This is a genomic window from Cyanobacterium sp. Dongsha4 (assembly GCF_036345015.1).
Lineage (GTDB): Bacteria > Cyanobacteriota > Cyanobacteriia > Cyanobacteriales > Cyanobacteriaceae > PCC-10605.
Genome location: NZ_CP084098.1, coordinates 1216609 through 1234854 on the forward strand (window position 1 = coordinate 1216609; position 18246 = coordinate 1234854).

15 protein-coding genes and 1 pseudogene are annotated in these 18246 nt (G+C 35.7%); 5 read left to right on the plus strand and 11 right to left on the minus strand.

The window, feature by feature from the left end:
• Positions 1-94 precede the first annotated feature (94 nt).
• From Dongsha4_RS05150 to Dongsha4_RS05160, 3 genes are all read right to left on the minus strand, one after another.
• Positions 95-586 carry a phosphate-starvation-inducible PsiE family protein gene (locus Dongsha4_RS05150; protein WP_330204655.1) on the minus strand — a complete coding sequence of 164 codons (492 nt, stop codon included), beginning with the start codon at positions 584-586 and terminating at the stop codon, positions 95-97.
• A gap of 69 nt (positions 587-655) precedes the next feature.
• Positions 656-2377, minus strand: coding sequence for a diflavin flavoprotein (locus tag Dongsha4_RS05155; protein WP_330204656.1), 1722 nt, complete (start codon positions 2375-2377; stop codon positions 656-658).
• Positions 2378-3131: 754 nt separating this feature from the next.
• A complete protein-coding gene (locus Dongsha4_RS05160; RefSeq protein ID WP_330204657.1) occupies positions 3132-3746 on the minus strand; it encodes a WcaF family extracellular polysaccharide biosynthesis acetyltransferase in 615 nt (204 codons plus the stop codon).
• Between the two features lie 70 nt (positions 3747-3816).
• On the opposite strand from Dongsha4_RS05160, the gene cobU reads away from it, so the two are divergent.
• On the plus strand, positions 3817-4380 hold the full coding sequence (cobU, locus tag Dongsha4_RS05165; RefSeq protein WP_330204658.1) for a bifunctional adenosylcobinamide kinase/adenosylcobinamide-phosphate guanylyltransferase: 564 nt from the start codon (positions 3817-3819) through the stop codon (positions 4378-4380).
• 102 nt (positions 4381-4482) lie between these two features.
• On the opposite strand, the gene mtnA is transcribed toward cobU, so the two are convergent.
• The 3 genes from mtnA to thrC form a co-directional block, all read right to left on the minus strand.
• Complete coding sequence (mtnA, locus tag Dongsha4_RS05170) at positions 4483-5601, minus strand: S-methyl-5-thioribose-1-phosphate isomerase (RefSeq protein WP_330204659.1); 1119 nt, start codon at positions 5599-5601, stop codon at positions 4483-4485.
• A gap of 100 nt (positions 5602-5701) precedes the next feature.
• Positions 5702-5977, minus strand: coding sequence for a MoaD/ThiS family protein (locus Dongsha4_RS05175; protein ID WP_330204660.1), 276 nt, complete (start codon positions 5975-5977; stop codon positions 5702-5704).
• A 129-nt stretch (positions 5978-6106) separates the two neighbouring features.
• Positions 6107-7414, minus strand: coding sequence for a threonine synthase (thrC, locus tag Dongsha4_RS05180; protein WP_330204661.1), 1308 nt, complete (start codon positions 7412-7414; stop codon positions 6107-6109).
• Between the two features lie 453 nt (positions 7415-7867).
• Between thrC and Dongsha4_RS05185 the strand changes: the two genes are divergently transcribed.
• A complete protein-coding gene (locus Dongsha4_RS05185) occupies positions 7868-8077 on the plus strand; it encodes a hypothetical protein (RefSeq protein ID WP_015220020.1) in 210 nt (69 codons plus the stop codon).
• A 299-nt stretch (positions 8078-8376) separates the two neighbouring features.
• Here Dongsha4_RS05185 and Dongsha4_RS05190 read toward each other — a convergent pair whose 3' ends face one another.
• Together Dongsha4_RS05190 and Dongsha4_RS05195 are read right to left on the minus strand one after the other, a co-directional pair.
• Complete coding sequence (locus Dongsha4_RS05190) at positions 8377-10593, minus strand: DUF1796 family putative cysteine peptidase (RefSeq protein WP_330204662.1); 2217 nt, start codon at positions 10591-10593, stop codon at positions 8377-8379.
• 278 nt (positions 10594-10871) lie between these two features.
• A pseudogene (locus Dongsha4_RS05195) lies at positions 10872-11171 on the minus strand (ISAs1 family transposase); the annotation flags it as partial.
• Between the two features lie 175 nt (positions 11172-11346).
• Here Dongsha4_RS05195 and rplI point away from each other — a divergent pair.
• A complete protein-coding gene (gene rplI / locus Dongsha4_RS05200; RefSeq protein ID WP_330204663.1) occupies positions 11347-11805 on the plus strand; it encodes a 50S ribosomal protein L9 in 459 nt (152 codons plus the stop codon).
• 251 nt (positions 11806-12056) lie between these two features.
• Here the strand turns inward: rplI and Dongsha4_RS05205 are convergent, their stop codons facing one another.
• The 3 genes from Dongsha4_RS05205 to Dongsha4_RS05215 all read right to left on the minus strand — a co-directional run bounded on the left by Dongsha4_RS05205 (position 12057) and on the right by Dongsha4_RS05215 (position 14505).
• Positions 12057-13217: a metallophosphoesterase family protein gene (locus Dongsha4_RS05205; protein ID WP_330204664.1), complete on the minus strand. Its 1161-nt coding sequence runs from the start codon at positions 13215-13217 to the stop codon at positions 12057-12059.
• 52 nt (positions 13218-13269) lie between these two features.
• Entirely contained in the window at positions 13270-14244 is a 975-nt protein-coding gene (gene holA, locus Dongsha4_RS05210; protein ID WP_330204665.1) for a DNA polymerase III subunit delta, read from the minus strand.
• A gap of 117 nt (positions 14245-14361) precedes the next feature.
• Complete coding sequence (locus Dongsha4_RS05215) at positions 14362-14505, minus strand: high light inducible protein (protein ID WP_330204666.1); 144 nt, start codon at positions 14503-14505, stop codon at positions 14362-14364.
• A gap of 232 nt (positions 14506-14737) precedes the next feature.
• Here Dongsha4_RS05215 and Dongsha4_RS05220 point away from each other — a divergent pair, with 232 nt between their 5' ends.
• Both Dongsha4_RS05220 and Dongsha4_RS05225 read left to right on the plus strand, forming a co-directional pair.
• Positions 14738-16909 (plus strand): sigma 54-interacting transcriptional regulator, encoded by a 2172-nt coding sequence (locus Dongsha4_RS05220; RefSeq protein ID WP_330204667.1) that lies wholly within the window; start codon positions 14738-14740, stop codon positions 16907-16909.
• Between the two features lie 156 nt (positions 16910-17065).
• Positions 17066-17728, plus strand: coding sequence for a queuosine precursor transporter (locus Dongsha4_RS05225; RefSeq protein WP_330204668.1), 663 nt, complete (start codon positions 17066-17068; stop codon positions 17726-17728).
• Positions 17729-18246 lie beyond the last annotated feature (518 nt).

Consider the following 18246-nt stretch of genomic DNA (forward strand, 5'->3'; position numbering starts at 1 on the left):
GAAAAATAGCTTGAGCTTGGTTTAGTAGTGAAGCCCTTAGCCCTTATCTCAAGAGAGTAATTAACCCCTTTAGGGGTAACTACAAACCTTAGTTCTAACTAAGTTGCTTTTTTTGATGTTTTTCTGATACTTTTTTTTCGGGATCAATTCCTTCAAAAGTGGCAGGTAGCCAAACTCTTAGTACCATTAATACTCCCAACACCAGTAGAAATGCACAGGTAGCTAGAACTTGAGTTGAGCCTGTTTCTAAAACACCTTTAACAAATACTTCCCTTAAGACAGAAACAATAGAGACTTCCACGGCAACACCGATCGAAATTCGTTGTTCTTTGAGATAAATAATTAGTAATCGAAATAGCTCTACCAAAATTAGTAAAGAAAGAATATCGGCGGTAATGGTATCAAACTTTAAAGGAGTTAGCAGAGCTACAAACATGATCTTTATTTGCAATACCATAAAGGCAAATAATCCAAAACAAAGACTGATAACGATTAGATCTTGAATTAGCTCTAAAGTATAGACAATGCGGTTAAGATTTAACCAACTATCTCTTTCTACGGGGGAATTGGATATTGATTTGTACATGATTAGAGTGTGTATTAGTTATTATTTGGTAACAAGCAAGGGTATCTAAGGTTGAACTCCGAACTCTGATTAATAATGATTTCCCACTTTGCGATGATGTACGGCGGTTTTGGCTTCAGGATGAGCAACCCTACCATTTTCTACTTTGCTATAGACAATCCAATGATCGTGACAATCCTGACGACTTTCTACCTGACATTCCATATAGGCTAAGGCTTCCGCTAAAATGGGTGAACCAGAACTACTTTGATAAGTTTTGATTCCTTCAAATCGATCTTGCCCCGGGGCAAAACGCTTGAGAAAGTGCTTCATTAAGCCTTGATAGTTGTCTTCTTCTAATACGTTTAATACAAATTTATCTCCCACTTTTAATAAAGATTCGATCGCTCTATCTTTAGCAACTGCGATCGCAACTCCCAAGGGTGTAGCCTGAATAACCCAAGACGCAAGCATAGCACTAGAAACATCGCCTTTCATCGCAGTGATAATATACAAACCTCCACAAAGGCGTCCTAGGGCTTTGTCTAAACTATTATCAAGAGATTTCATTTTTTTGACGTTCTCATTACGGCTTAACCATTGCCCTAAATCAACTCCTGCCTCCTCTGCCCATTGGGCGATGGTTGGATTGAAAGTTTCTTTAATCAAAATCGGGGGAAATGCTTCAGTTAAACCAATTTCTTGAAATTTATTGCGTAAAGGGTAAATAGGTTCATCTTGCCAACCGCCTGTTTCAAAAAGCCCAATAGCCTGTTTTGGATGAGCAGAAGCTAAGATGGTACTCAAAATAGCATGACTTCTAACATCATTTTGACGGGGCATTCCAATTACTATACCTCCTGCCTGACTGACAATTTCTCTGGTTTCTGTGGTGTCAATCTCCTCATATTCAAGCAATTCTACCCCAATTCCTGTTTTTTCCATGCCAAGGGCGATCGCTCTAGTAATATCTTCACTATACCCATACTCAGAACTATAAAACACCACCCCATAAGTTTGGGTTTTAGTTTGGGCTTCACTCCATTGTTGATAAGAATTAACCCAATCAGAGAGAAAATGTTTTAATAAAGGACCATGACCAGTGGCAATTAAGTTAATATCAAAGCTATTCATCCGTTTAATTGCCGCTAATACTGATCGCGCATTGGGACTCATTAAACAGTCATAATAATATTGGAAATCTTCTCGCAATAAATCAGGTTCTTCATCGTAGGTGTAATCATCGCAATAGTGCATCCCAAAAGCATCACAGGTGAACAAAGTATGAATTTTCTGATCATAAGTAAAGATAGTATCAGGCCAGTGTAAATTAGGAGCAGAAAGAAATTCTAATTCATGACCATTCCCTAAATCTAATTTATCCCCACTTTTAACCATTTGTGATTTAAAGGGTTGATGTACCATATCTTGTAAAAATTTAATGGCAACTTTCGCCCCAATAACCGTTACATTCGGTGCTAATTCCAAAATCTCTTTAACCAATCCACTATGATCAGGTTCAGTATGACTAATGATGAGATAATCTAAAGTGGATAAATCCATTAAATCTTTTATGGTTTCAAGGTATAAAGACTCAAATTTACGGTGCGAAGTATCAATCAGAGCTGTTTTTTCTCCCTGAATAATAAAAGAATTGTAGGTTGTGCCATTTTTTAAACTAAATTCAATATCAAAACGCTCTCTATCCCAATCCAAGCAACGGATAGCAGTGCTATCTTCTCCAATATTTGCCGTTTGAATCGTTAATCGATGGGAAGTTTTCTGGCTTTCTTCCTGTAATAGTATAACCATATCTAATATTCAATTAGCTAAATTATTTAATTATCTTATGTTCTATTTTTACGTTTACTTCCTGTTTTTGTAAAATACCAATTATTGAAGATAATGATAATTTTTAATTATGACTAGAATATTAATTATAAGTTAAGCCTATTTAAAAACTACTATAAGACAGATTGAGGATTGAGTAATTGGGGTGTTAGGGGATTAGAGGGAAATTAATTAAACACTTTTTTTTGCCCTTCCCCGTTTAAAAGGGCAGGGCTGTTTCAAAGTAGAAATACAAAAACGCTAAAACTATTGCCAGTAAAAAAATATAGGGTTTTAGAGCTTTGAGGATTAAAAAGTAGTTAAAAATGTTGAGATTATCAATTTATAACCATAAACCATTAAAAACTATTGCAAGAGTGCCTATTCCCTACCTGAGTTCGATGAAAAAAGTATAGAAAAATAAAGGGTCCTCGAGTTATCATCGAGCCAATTTTGGAATAAAAAATTATTAAATTTAGGAAAAACTCATTGAAAATCAATTTATTCAGCTTTTTTGTCAATAATTATTACTTTTAACTCCGTTCACGACCGAAGGGAGTGCATGAGAGCAGCGAACTCTCCGAACTCCGAACTCCGAACTCAGGTATTCCCTGCCTTAACCAGAAAATTTTAGAATGAAACAGCCCTGCGTTTAAAAGGGGAGACACGGAGAGGTTTGCCTCTTGCCCTTTTCTCAATAACTTCCTATGAAAATTTCTTCCCAACTCAGGTAATATTAAGACTCAATATCACTAAAAATGCGATCTTTGATGGGTTTACAAGGGTTTCCCCAAGCTATTTTTCGAGAGGGAATACTTTTCAAAACTGTGCTTCTAGCACCAATAATTGTATTTGCACCTATTTTTACTCCGAGGCTAATAAAACAGTCACTAGCAATCCAAACACCATTACCAATAAATATGGGGGCGGTAGTTAGCTCAAAATTAGCATTCTTGATATTGTGACTACCTGTACAGAGATAACTTTTTTGAGAAATTACAGTATGACTACCAATTTTTACATTATCTAAGTTGTAAATATACACATTCTCTCCAATCCAACTATAATCACCTATTTCTAACTTCCAAGGAAAATAAACCCTAGCACTAGCCCTAATTACCACTCCTTGACCAATTTTTGCACCGAATAATCTTAATAAGGAACAACGTAAACTACTAAAATTATGAGGAGTTAAAGGAAATATCAAACCTTCTAGCAACCACCATAAAAAAATAAACCACTGAGGCTTACCTCTATCTAGTTTTGCTTTATATCCTTTTAGGTTTATCCATGGTTTTTCTTCGAAAATAATAGAATCTTGTTGTGCTTTTATGTTATCCTTCTCAGTCATAATTTAGAGATGAGTCGTCAATAATCTTTAATGGATGTTTAATCTTATTAGTTTAATTCTTATTTAGCAAATGTCTATAATTCTGGTTACTGGTGCGGCAAATTCTGGTAAAAGTGAATGGGCGGAATATTTAGCCTCCCAAAGTCAAAAGTCTGTCATTTATATTGCGACAGGACTTAAAAATGATCATGATGTAGAATGGCAAAAAAAAATTGAGCAACATCAAATCAGAAGACCAAAAAACTGGCAAACATTAGAAATTCCTTATAATTTAGCAGATGCGATCGCACTTAGTCATCCTGATAACTGTATTTTAGTTGACTCTTTAGGAACATGGGTTGCTAATTATTTAGATAAAAATAATGATGATTGGCAGAAAGAAATTAATCATCTCTTAGAAACTTGCCGAGAATATAAGGGAGAAATAATCTTTGTCGGAGAAGAAACAGGCTGGGGAGTTGTACCTGCTTATGAGTTAGGGCGATTGTTTCGCTCTCGTTTGGGTAATTTAATTCGTCTAGTGGGGGGAGTCGCTAATTCAGTTTACTTGATGGTGGGCGGTTATGCGGTAGATGTAGCTAAATTAGGAATTAATCTTACTTCTATTGAACTTCTTGCACAAGTCAGGCAATAGGCAACAGGCAATAGTGATAAAACTGGTTTTAAACTGCACTAATTTTATCTTAATTCTTATTTTGCAAAAGAGGTCGATTGAAAAGGGCAAATAAAAAATTCCCTAGTTGATTTTTTCAGGATATAAACTGAAAATTCCCTCTTTTGATGCTTGACAAATTCCCCTTTCTGTGATGAGACCTGTAATTAGTCGAGCAGGTGTGACATCAAAACCGTAGTTTGCCGCCGGGCTGTTTTCAGGAGCAATTAACACTTCTTTTATTTCTCCCTCATGTAAACCCTTGATATATTTCACTTCTGTTGCGTCTCTTTGCTCAATGGGAATCTGTTTGACTCCGTCGCTAATATTCCAGTCAAAGGCAGAATAAGTCAAAGCCACATAGAAAGGCACATTATTATCTTTGGCGGCAACGGCTTTTAAATATGTACCTATTTTGTTGGCAACATCTCCCGTGTAAGTGGTGCGATCGCTTCCTACGATTACAATATCAACTAACCCGTGTTGCATAAGATGCCCCCCTGCATTATCAGGGATAATCGTATGATTTACACCTTGTTGCCCTAACTCCCAAGCAGTAAGGGTTGAGCCTTGATTACGGGGACGAGTTTCATCCACCCACACATGAACTTTTATACCCCTGCGATGAGCTTCATAAATAGGAGAAGTGGCAGTGCCATTATCCACACACCCCAACCAACCTGCATTACAGTGGGTGAGAATATTAACGGTTTCTCCTCCTTTCCGTTGACTAATTTCTTCAATCAATTTAACGCCGTGTTTGCCGATATTTTGACAGAAATCCACATCTTCATCAGCGACAGTTTTAGCAATTTCCAGAGTTTTACCAATAATTGCCTCTATATCATCCTTTAAGGGAATAATTGCCTCTAATTGACGATTTACTGCCCAAGACAAATTTACCGCCGTAGGGCGAGTTGCCTTTAATTTCTCACTAGCAGAAACCAAAAAAGACTGAATATCACTAATATTATTTCTTTTCGCTTCTAAACTGGCAATATACATTCCATAAGCACCAGAAGCACCAATAACTCCTGCTCCTCTAACGTGCATAGATGCGATCGCATCACAAACATCCTCTAAAGTGGCTAAATCTTCAATGACAAACTGATGAGGTAAAAAACGTTGATCAATAACTTGAACTATATTAGGGTTATCCGACTTTAACCAAATCGTGCGATAAAGCTTACCATTTACATCCATGTAGCGATTTTGAGTAATGAGTAACGAGTTTTTAAGAGTAGGGGAGTGGGGAGTGAGGAGTGGGGAGAGTTTTTTAAATTCTTAATTTTTAATTCCTTACTTAGCCTCCAGCAACAGCAGGTACAATACTTACCTCATCACCATCAGATAAAGGAGTAGCGGTATTATCAAGAAAACGAATATCCTCGCTATTAACGTAGAAATTTAGGAAACGACGAGGCGCACCAGTTTCATCACAAAGACGAGCTTTAATACCGGGGCAATTTGCCTCTAAAGCATCAATTAATTCTTGAATAGTGGTAGCAGAACACTCGATGGTTGCTTGATCTTTGGTAAATTTTTGTAAAGGAGTGGGAATTAATACTTTTACGGACATATTTTCTTGAACTTAAATTTATTTGTATATTTTTTTAGTGGTGGAATATCTTAAAACAATTTGGGTATTAAGAGACGGAGAAAATTATTTATTTCTAACTCCGAACTCCGAACTCCGAACTCCGAACTCTTATACTAATACTTGTTGCCATTCTAAGCGATCGAGGGTGCGAGAACGCTCTAAAGCACGTTCAAAACTGTCTAATTTAGGCTCAATGATTAAAGGTTCGCTGATGTATCCTTGCACTGCTTCTTGGGTTTTCAAGCCGTTACCAGTAATATAAACAACGGTGCTTTCTTCAGGATCAATTTTTCCTGCTTCTACCAATTTTTTCAATACAGCAACGGTTGTACCTCCTGCAGTTTCAGTGAAGATACCTTCAGTCTCTGCTAAGAGTTTGATACCTTCAACAATTTCTGCATCGGTGACAGATTCGATATTACCGTTAGTTTTACGAGCAATATCTAAAGCATACATACCGTCAGCAGGATTACCGATCGCAATGGATTTAGCAATGGTATTGGGTTTAACAGGGGTAACAAAATCTCTGCCTTCTCTGAATGCTTGGGCAATAGGAGAACATCCTTCCGCTTGTGCACCACTGAAACGCACTGCTTTGTCATCCACTAAACCGACTTTGACGAACTCTTGGAAACCTTTGTAAATCTTGGTGAAAAGAGAACCAGAGGCTAAAGGTGCAACGATATGATCAGGTAATTTCCAGCCTAATTGTTCCGCTACCTCAAAACCGAGGGTTTTTGAACCTTCAGAGTAGTAAGGACGTAAGTTAATATTAACAAATCCCCAACCGTAGGTATTACCAACTTCGCAACAGAGGCGGTTAACTTGATCATAGTTACCTTTAACAGCCATGACAGTGGGGTTATAGATTAATGTGCCTAAAACCTTTCCTGCTTCTAAATCGGAAGGAATGAAGACACAACAGTCTAAACCAGCATGAGCAGCGATCGCAGCTGTAGAATTGGCTAAATTACCAGTACTAGCACAGGAAACGGTGGTAAAACCTAACTCTCTAGCACGGGTTAGAGCCACGGAAACGACTCTATCCTTAAAGCTGAGGGTAGGCATATTAACAGCATCATTTTTAATATAAAGATTTTTCAGACCTAAACGACGAGCCAAGCGGGTAGATTTGACCAAAGGAGTCATACCTGTACCCACATCAATAGGATTCTCACTTTCCACGGGCAAAAATGCTTTGTAACGCCAGATGGAATTGGGACCGGCGGCGATGGATTCACGACTGACTTGAGCTTTTATAGCGTCATAGTCGTAGGCTACTTCTAGGGGTGCAAAGGTTTCCTCACAAATATGAATCGCTTTGAGAGGGTATTCTGCACTTCCTTCTTTAGATACTAATTTGGTGAAAGTGGGTTTTAATTTATTGTCCGTGGTACGTGCGATCGCTTGTGTCATTTTTTACTCTCCTGTGCTTTACGAGTGATAAATCTGAAAATTGATCTTTAAAATGATTGCTTTTTCAAAAGTATAACAGCAATAAAATTTGTTGGCAAATATATCCGACTAAAATAGTCGGGATTAAAAATTAAGTGAATAATTGTTGGGGAAGATGGGGGAGTTTGTTAATTCTTATACTTATTACTACCTCTAACTCCGAACTCATAATAGAAATGTTTAGATATTTAACTAAATTGTCAACTAATAATAAATTTTGGGCATACTGAAATTAGGAGTATTAAGTGTGAATATTCCTGTTTTTGTACTAAATGGCTTTTTTTTGACTAATTTTCCTTGTTGTCTCACATTGAGAATATTTGCCAAATTATTATGTAAAAGCACTTTGGTGATGAGGTAGTGAATCGAAACAAAAATTAATTTCTGGATTCATCAAATAAGGAGGTATGTACCATGATGTATAGTTTTCGCAGAGTTACTCATGCAGTTTGGAGTTATCTTAATCAATCTATTACTCCCACAGAAGAAGAATATTCCGTTTGGAAGCCGAGTAGATTTTGGTATATTTACAAGATTAGAATTTTAGAGAAGTGTTGGTTACAGAAGTCTTTTATACCTGCCCATGAGATTCGTGGACAAGATGAGTATAGAGCGGGAAATTAATTGCTGACGTTATGCACTTACCTTGTCATGTTAAATTGGGGTAGGTTTCGGATTTCAGGTAGCAGGTTTCAGGTTTTTTCTTTCTGGCATTTTTCTGGCATTTAGTTATTCAGTTAAAAGATTAGACAAGAATGCAAAATTAAAATCAATTTTTAGAAATAGTCGATTTTTTTTACTGTTGTCTGTTGCCTGACTTCTGCTATAAGTCTATTAAAAAGAAGAAAATCAATAAACATACATTTTTTATAGATTATTGTTGCGTTTTCCTCTTTCCTTGTGTTCAACATCTTTATAAATGACTAAATAGTACACCAAAAGAGGTTTTTACTGGTGACACCTAAAGAGTCAAGAAGCGATCGCATCTTTTGTGAACATTCCCACCAATAGTCATGATTATCATACATCCAATCGGGATTGTAATAGATATTTTCGTGTAAAACTCCTTCTAAGTTGAAAAAATCTTCTGAATCTTGTTCAGACATTATCAATAAACGAAAGGGTTTTCCCTGACATTTTTCTTTTAATTTGCCCATTATATCGATGACTTGCTCTCTATCTGCTCTCCCAGTACGAATAAAAAGCACTTCATCACACTTATCAATAGTAGCCCAAAAACGGTGCGATCGCCCCTGATAACGTTTTTTCATTCTCTTGAATACAGGAGTCATATCATTAATGGGATCATCCGTATTTTCTACTTCATGGGCAAAAGATAATCCTGTCCATTTACCGTGATATATTCGACCATGATCGTCATTATAGTGGAGATATTCGGGATTCCACATATCTTCAAAACCTGTGTCAATAATGTCCGCCACATCACTTAAATTAGTGGTACGAGTTAAATCAAAAGGATAAGCAGGTCCATCATACTGAATTTTATGTAACAACATTCTGACCGCACAGCGATCGCCCAATGGTAAAATAGCAATGCGTTTTAATTCTGATAGGGGGCATTTATACTGAAAAGGTAAAGCTGACTTCGGAGGTACTTTTATACGACTTTCTAACCCCGTTTCTCCCAACATCATACGGCGAAAAGGAATATCAGGATGAAGCAAATCATCATAAACCCCTTGTTTCATATCCCTTAAAGCCTCAGAAACCTCTTTCCACATTGGTTGAACATTATATTCATGTTCTGATTCATTAATCAAATAGAGATTATTTTCATCTATTTTTAAAATTCCTAACGAACCATCATAGAATAATACCTCGCTCTTATCGGGAGAAAAGAAAGCCGACAGGGGTAAATATTCCAAAGCGTGGGAAGGGGGGATGTTGACGATGGTATCAATAGTTTTCTTCTCCCCCACCCAGAGGGAAAAATTTGCTACCCTTCTGGTATTAGCTAGATATATCCCCTGCTCTAATAATTGATTATTCTGTAAGCAATCCTGTAACTCTAGGCGATAAGGATTAATTTGAAAATCAACTTTACTATTGTTTGTGAATAAGAGGCTATGATTTTTTTCTCTCCAAGCTATTTTAAAACCTTTTTGGTCATCAAATAAGCAAGTGTCTATTGGCTTAAGAGATAGTTTTTTTTTTCCTGCTTCCTCTTTATCAAGATCAAAAATAGGTACATTAATCGCTGAAAACATTGCCCGATGCCCCTCACTATTGGGGTGTGCCACATCAAAAGATAAACCTTCCCCAAAACGCCCATTACCATCATTCAATTCTGTTAACCAATCCAAAACAGGTACATCCCAAGTTAACATACGGCTATGGGTATCATATAAAAACCAATTATGTTCAGCACTGTATTCACCGTGAGGATAAACTGAGCCTAACATGGGAATTGCACCTATTTCCTTTGTCATCTGGATTAACCTCTGCAATCCACTTTCAAACCTTTGTTGCAATGCTTTTCTTTCGTGGGGTTGACAATAGGCAAAACCTTCATTGCCGAGAGAAAGGGCAATAATCACAATATCGGGTTTTTGGGGAATAACTACCGACTCAAATCTTTTAATAGTAGTAGAAACACTCGCTCCTAATTCAGATACATTAATTAATTGATGACCATATTTATCTGCTAGAGTCTCTTTTAATAATTCTGCCCATCCTTTCAATAGCCAAGCACTACAGCCCATAGCAACAGAACTACCGATAACTAAAATTCTTAAACCATTTTTACCCTTAAGAGGAGGATTTTGTATCAGAGGCTTTTCCCAATAACCATAAGGATGGGGTTGTAAGTGTCCAAACCAACCATCTTCGACAATTAAAGTGGTTTCTTTTGCTTCTTTTTCAAGGGGTATCCAACGATTATCATTACCTAAAGATTCCCAAATCACTTCTCCTTCAGCAGAGAATTTGAGATATTTATATTCTATTTTTGAGTCAATATAGGGAATGTCCACATCTGCCCACCATAAAGGATAGCGATCGCTCTTTGTTTGTAATGGGATACAATTAGAAATGTTCCAAGATCCTAATTCAGCCGTTGAACCAAGAAGGGCAATTGATTCCCCCATATTAGTATGTGCACTTACCTGAAAACGATACATAAAATCCCCAGCCTAGTAATGAGTAAAATCTAGTTTATGCCCTAATTTTTAACATGAATTGTCCCAAAAGTTTCAATTACCTTGCCTGAATTCGATATAAAATTATTGGTTGAGGTAGGTTTCAGGTTTCAGGTTTCAGGTTCAGGGCAAACGCATACTCAAGCAGACAAAATCTTAAGTAAATAATCGTTATCCCATCCTGCCTTAATTTGACTCCAATCATAAGAGCTGCGTAATGTTTTACCATCAATGGCTATTATTTCTCTTTGTATTATTTAAGTAGTATGGTTAATCCAATCTAGGAAAACTGATTGCAATTGCTTTGGACATAGACGAGCAAATAAACGAGCGATAGTATCATGAGAAGGAATACCATTGGGCAATTCAAGAAACCTTTCGAGCCAAGATTGTTTACTTTTGCCATATTCTTCAATTTCTACCCAAGAGTCGGCACCACAAATTACCGCCAGAATTGTTAATGCTACAATATCAACTAATTTATGTTCAATTAAGTAACTGGTTCGTGGATCTTCAATATTTTCAAAATGTTTCCACAGGTATGATTTCTCAGAAATCACGGCTATTAATTACCTCTATAATCTTTACTATATTACTTTCTCATAAATTTTTGGTATGCGTTTGCCCTGGATAGCGATTGTAGGTAATTCTCAAAAGATTGAAAAATAAGTTAAAATGATAATTTGTGACTAAATATGCTAACTATAAGAAATTATTTATTACTAAGAGGTAATCATGGCTCAGAAAGTACAACTATTATTAAATAAGAATGTTGAGAAATTAGGTAAAAGAGGGGATGTGGTTGATGTTGCTCCCGGTTATGCTCGTAACTATCTTGTACCTCAAGGTTTTGCCGTGGTAGTAACCCCCGGTATTTTGCGTCAAGTAGAGCAGAGAAGAGAGAAAGAAAGACAACGCTTACAAGCTATTTTAGAGGAAGCGAAATCTCGTAAAACTGCCTTACAAACCATCAACAATTTTGTTATTCGTAAGCAAGTAGGTGAACAAGATGCTATCTTTGGAACTGTAACCACTCAAGACGTGGTAGATGTAATTAAACAAAGTGCTGGTTTAGATATTGAGCGTCAAGATATTACTGTACCTGAAATCAAAAAAACTGGTAAATATAGTGTTGCTATTAAACTTCATGCAGAAGTAACCGCAGAAATTACAGTAGAAGTTGCTCCTTTATAACCTCACTTCAGTATAAGAGTATTGGATTTAGGACGGTTTGGTAAAGTTAGAGCGAAATAAGTAATGAGTAGAGAAAAAGGGATATGAGGTGTTGGGGTATTGGAGTATTGAGGTATTGGGGTTTTAGGGGAAAATTTCTTTTTATCTTTTTTTATCTTAACTCTGAACTCCGTACCGCTTTGCGGAACGAGCGCAACGAACTCTCCGAACTCCGAACTCAAATTATTGCCCTTTGCCCCTTTAACTTTGACTTAGTTTTCATTACATTTTTTTAGGTCTTGAAATTTATTTAGACAGGTTTTCTTCTCTTCTTCTGTTAGGTTTTGAATAGATATATCTCGTCTTAAAATCATTCCATTATGTCCCATAATTAAGCGGGGTAACTGCTCATATTTTATGAGGGAGAAATCTTGCATATTATAGGTTGTATAAGTTGTGTAATCGGGGTCATTGAAATCCACATCTACGACGGTGATTGTTTTTCTGGGAGGAATATTATTGTCAATATATGGGCGTGCGCCTGAACCTAATGCACCTGTATGTAATAGTTGTAATTCTCCTTTATGGGCAGGGTAATAAGCGTGATGATGACCGCTTATATAAGTGTGTACATTATATTTTTCTAAGAGTTGACGCAATTCATCGGCATTGTTTAAAACTTCTCCGGGATAGTCTCTCCCTTCAGACACCGCATAGAGAGGTAGATGTCCGATAATTATTCTCATTTTTGCCTGTTGTGCTTTTTCTGATGCAAGGCTTTTTTCTACCCATGATAATTTATCCTTGGGAATACGACTAGATGAACCATCCCACACTAAAAAGAAAATATCATCTTGTTCAAAGGTATAATAGAAGGGAAATTGATTGCGATCGAGGAATTTTACTCCTGAATTATGCTTCGGATTTTGCCAATATTCTACTGCTAAGTCTCTTTCCTGTTGAAATAGAAATTTATTGTTAGGTGCGATCGCACTTGAAGCATCATGATTACCGATAGTGAAACCAAAGGGAATATTGAGGTTTCTGATAGGTTGAGCTATTTGAGTGTCAAACGCCTTCCACATTGCCCGAATCTGAGCCTGAGTTAAAGAGGGTTTTTGACCTGCAATCATATCACCACTACATAATATTAAATCAGGTTGCCAAAAAGGGAGCATTTTTAGGGCGAGATGTACTTCATCATCATATTCTGTTGAACCATAGGCACTATTAAGATCGCTAATTACTAAAATTCTGACATCTTTTTTTTCAGGCTTAAATGGTTGATATTTATTAATTAATTCTTGAGTTTGAGGGGGAATATTTTCCTGTCCTTGTACTGATTTTAGAAAAATAAAGTCATTGATAAAGTAACTAAAAATACAAATAAAAATAGTTGCCAATAATATTATTAAAAATTTTCTATTATTCATATAAAATAAAACATATTTAGGTCTTTTACAGTAGTTATGATAATTTATTTGATTATAAAGTACATAGTTGAATAATTTTGGTTTCTAGGGCAATAAGAGGATCATGACCTAATTTTAAATTTGCTTCTAATTCTAACAAAATAGGTAAAGAAGATAATAATTTTTGTGCGGAGATATTTTTTGTTTCTTGTTTGAGGAAATAAATTCTTTTTGGATTGCTAATATCAGCATTTTCGGCGATCGCTTTTTCGTCTTTTTCTCCACTTTCAACCATTGTTTTTACGATTGCCCAAGTGCGAAATTGACCGACTAAAGTAGCAACAATTCTCAGGGCGGGTTCATTGAGACTAATTAAATCTTGTACTAATTGTAAAGCAAGGGGTATATTTTGCTGTAAAATTGCTTGAGCTAATTGTAAACTATTTTGATTACTAACATTAACTAATGATTTAACAATTTCTTCGTTAATGGGTTGTTTATTTTCTCCTTGATAAAGGGATAATTTATCTAATTCTTGCCACAACAAACGGCTATCATTTCCTACGCAATTAGCTAATATTTTGATTCCTTCTTTGGTAATTTTTAACTCTTTTTGAGCAACTATTTCTTCCACTTTTTTAATTAAAATATCTGTCTGCCATGGTGGAATTAAACTAAATTCTTTAACTTGAGCGTATTGATTTATTAATTTAGTGCTTTTTATCCTGCCATCGGGCTTTTTCTCGCTCGTTAAAAGCAAATGGGTTGTGTCGGGAATTTGTTTGATGGTACGTTGAATTTCTGTTAATAAATCTTCAGAACAAGATTGACATATATTTGTATTAATCAGCCACACTATGCGATCGCCACTTCCAAAAGGAGGAGTCATAGCCTGTAAAAAGGCTTCACGAATAAACTCTTCTTTATCCCCTGCGAATTTTTCAAAGTTAAATTGTAACCAATTAAGATCGAGATTTTTTTCTTTTAGGGCATTGATTTCTTGCATCATCGTGAAATCATCATCACCCCAAAAATAGTAAATAGGCATTCTTTGCGCTCATCATTAATCCAAAACTTTGCTTATTATATCTAAACAATAAAAAAGGAGGCTAAAGCCCCCTTGAGATTAATTCAGTTCAATTTCAATCAAATGTGTTTTTTTCAATTACATTAAACCTAATTGAGCTAAAATACCTTTACCAGTCATTAACTCAGTGGCAATACCAATTAAGAAACCTAACATTGCTAAACGACCATTCCAGTTTTCAGCAAATGCGGTGAAGCCTAATTTACCGTCTTTGTTTTCCATGATTGATCTCCTTATAGTAAAAATGCTTTTGTGTCAATTAATTTAATACTAACTTAACATAAATTTTTAAAAGCAACAATAAAACTTTACATTCACTGGTGTGGATTTCCGTAAAAGAATTGTTTTTTAGATAATGACAGTCAAAAATTAGTTTTATTTATTTCCAATGGTTAATAAGCTAATATCCCGATGAGTTCAAGATAAAATGGAAAAATATTGATCAAAAATTGAGATGACAGACAAAGAATTTAATAACAATTTGGAGCAAGAATTAGCAGATTTATCTTCACAATTGAGTTTTGAGAGAGAGAGACAGACTGTTTTGCGTCCTTATCTGGTAACAAAAGCCAAGCGAGGAATTGTGGGTAGAAGTCGCTATGCGGTAAGGCTACGACAAGAAATTAAAAAAGTTACTAATAGTCGAGAATCTGTATTGATTTTTGGTGAGCCGGGTTTAGAAAAAGATAACTTGGCGGCGTTAATTCACTATGGATCGTGCGATCGCCGTGAACCTATTATTAAGGTCAATTGTGGCAAACTTCAAGCTAGTGGAGCGGAATTGTTTGGACGGGAAGGGGGAAAATATGGATTAATTGAGGCACTGGGTAAAGGTACTCTCATTTTTAATAATATTCAAGAATTGCCCTCAGAATTGCATCAACCTCTTTGCCAACTGTTAGCAGAACAAATATACTTTCCTGTTCAACGTTCGGAAAACACTACCCCTCAACAAAAAAAATGTCACGCTCGAATTATTCTCATTACAGAAAAAGCAATACCCGAAATTAGTAACCTCGTCACCCATACCATTAAAGTTCCCCCTCTGAGGGTGAGAAAGAGCGATTTAGAGGATCAGGTTAATTACTACATCAGTTTAATTGCCCGTAGCCGTAAAATTAGCAAACCAACCATTACTGCTGATGCCTTACGCCGTTTACAAACCTATGATTTTCCCAATAATCTTCGAGAGCTAGAAAATTTGATAGAAAGGGCAATAGTTCAATTATCTGGTAGTAATCAATTAACAGAAGATATTATTTGGCCTTCAAGGGGAAAAAAACAGCAATTTCGTCTCAATTTACTTAATATGTATCCCCGTGTGCGTAACTTTCTTCGCAGTAAATGGTATCCCGATCGCATCAACTATGGTTTTACCGTTGCCGCCTTTGCTTTTATTGTTGCCATTTTATTCTTTGCACCCCAGATGCGATCGCACAATTTTGCCCTTAACTTCTTTTGGGCATGGTGGTGGCCTTTAATCCTGATTGGTTTTCCCTTAGTTGGGAGGTTATGGTGTTCCATTTGTCCCTTTATGATTTATGGCGAAATCACCCAAAAATTAAGAATCTGGCTACTTCCTCATATTCCCTTACAAAAATGGCCTCGTCAAACCGCCGAAAAATGGGGAGGATGGTTTTTATTTACCCTCTTTACCCTAATTTTACTCTGGGAAGAATTATGGGACTTACCCAACACCGCCTATTTATCAGCTTGTTTACTACTGCTAATTACCGCAGGAGCAATGATTTGTTCAGCAATCTTTGAAAGAAGATTTTGGTGTCGCTACTTATGTCCCATTGGGGGCATGAATGGAATGTTTGCCAAACTAGCCATAACCGAATTAAGGGCACAACAGGGTATTTGCTCTGCCGAATGCACCACCTATCAATGTTATAAGGGGGGGGTACAAAAAGGAGAAGGATTAGCCACCGATGGATGCCCCCTATACTCCCACCCCGCACAGCTACAAGATAATCGAGACTGTGTATTATGTATGACTTGTTTAAAAGCCTGTCCTCATCGTTCTGTTAGCTTTAATTTACGTCCTCCCGGGATAGAATTATGGACAACCCATCAACCTCGAAGTTACGAAGTAGCCTTATTATTTTTACTGTTAAACGCCGTTTTTCTGCACCAACTACCACAAATTAATCAACTATTTAACTTAAATTTCGACTTAACCAATTTTTGGCAACACACCCTTTTATCTATTATCATCTTATTTACCCCTGCTCTAATTCCCTTATTTTGTTATGGAATTATTAGAATAATTAATTCTATCTATCCCCAAATTCAACCTCGCTCATTTATTGAATTAGCCTACGGTTATTTACCTTTAGCCTTAATGGCAAATCTCGCTTATTATTTACAACTAGGGTTAACCGAAGCGGGGAGAATTTTACCCGTAACATGGGCAACCTTTGGCTTTGACGGCAGTAATTTACCCATTTTGGTTGCACATCCCGCAGTCATTAATTTTTTACAAGGTACAGCCTTAATTTTAGGAGTCCTTTTTGCTATCATTCTCAGTCAAAAAATTGCCCGTCAATCTTTTAAATTACTTTTACCTCAACATTTTTCTTTAATTCTATTGGGTTTTTTGTTTTGGCAAATTAACAACTAACGTTACTCACTTATTAAAAATCTCCCCTTGCCTGTGGGAGAGGGGTTGGGGGTGAGGGCAAGTCATAGTAACGAGTTTGATTGTTTTATGCTTCTAATATTTAATAAATCAGTTAAGACATTAAAAAGAAGAAAATTAATAAAATCTATTTTTCAGATGAAACAAAATTTTTCCTCTCACCAAGAAACTATATTCCTAATTTTGTCCGCCATTTTTATCGGTTGTTTAATATGCTCTAATCTAATCATTCAAAAGTTTTTTACAGCTAACATATTTTCTCTCAATTTTGAACTTTCAGTTGGTATTATTCCCTATCCTATTACTTTTCTCTGTACTGATTTAATTTCAGAAATTTACGGTAAAAATAAAGCGAATCAAGTAGTAATTGCAGGTTTTATAAGTAGCCTTTTTATTTTACTAATTATGACTATTGCCAACACAGTAGAAGCCGTTTCATGGTCTCCCATTAGTCAAGAAACATTTAATCAAGTATTTGGCTTATTTACACCAGCAGTAATCGCATCCTTATTAGCTTATTTAGTTGCTCAATTCATTGATATTAGAATGTTTCATTTTTGGAAAAATTTAACGGAAGGAAAACATTTATGGCTAAGGAATAATGGTTCAACAATTGTTTCTCAGCTTATTGATACTAGCTTAGTTTTATTAGTTTTATGTATTTTTGGCGTGATAGCTTGGGATAAATTCTCAGACTTATTTATTAACGGTTTCACTTTTAAATTATTATTTGCTCTGGCAGATACTCCTTTTTTTTACTTAGGTGTATGGTTAATTCAGCCCAAATTAGTTCATAATTAATTACCAAGATAAGTAATACCTGAGTTCGGAGTTCGGAGAGTTCGTTGCTCTCATGCACTCCCTTCGGTCGTGAACGGAGTTAAAAGTAATAATTATTGACAAAAAAGCTGAATAAATTGATTTTAAATGAGTTTTTCCTAAATTTAATAATTTTTTATTCCAAAATTGACTCGATGATAACTCTCAACGCTTTATTTTTCGATACTTTTTTCATCGAACTCAGGTAAGTAATAAATTACATCAAATGTATAAATAAAAGAATTTAGGTTTATTCTAACCAATATTTATCGATTATCACATCTTAATTATCTGTTTATACTTAATAAAAAATAATAGGATTAAATTTATTGATTGAAAAAACGTTGCATTTTTAACTAACACCAATCCCTCTAAATATTTACGTTATTTTAATAGTGACAGCAACTTAACTTTTATTTAACCAAGATTCACAATAATAAATATCAATACCATGTTGAATTAAAGGATGTTTTTGGGCATATTTTTGATAGAAAGCAATA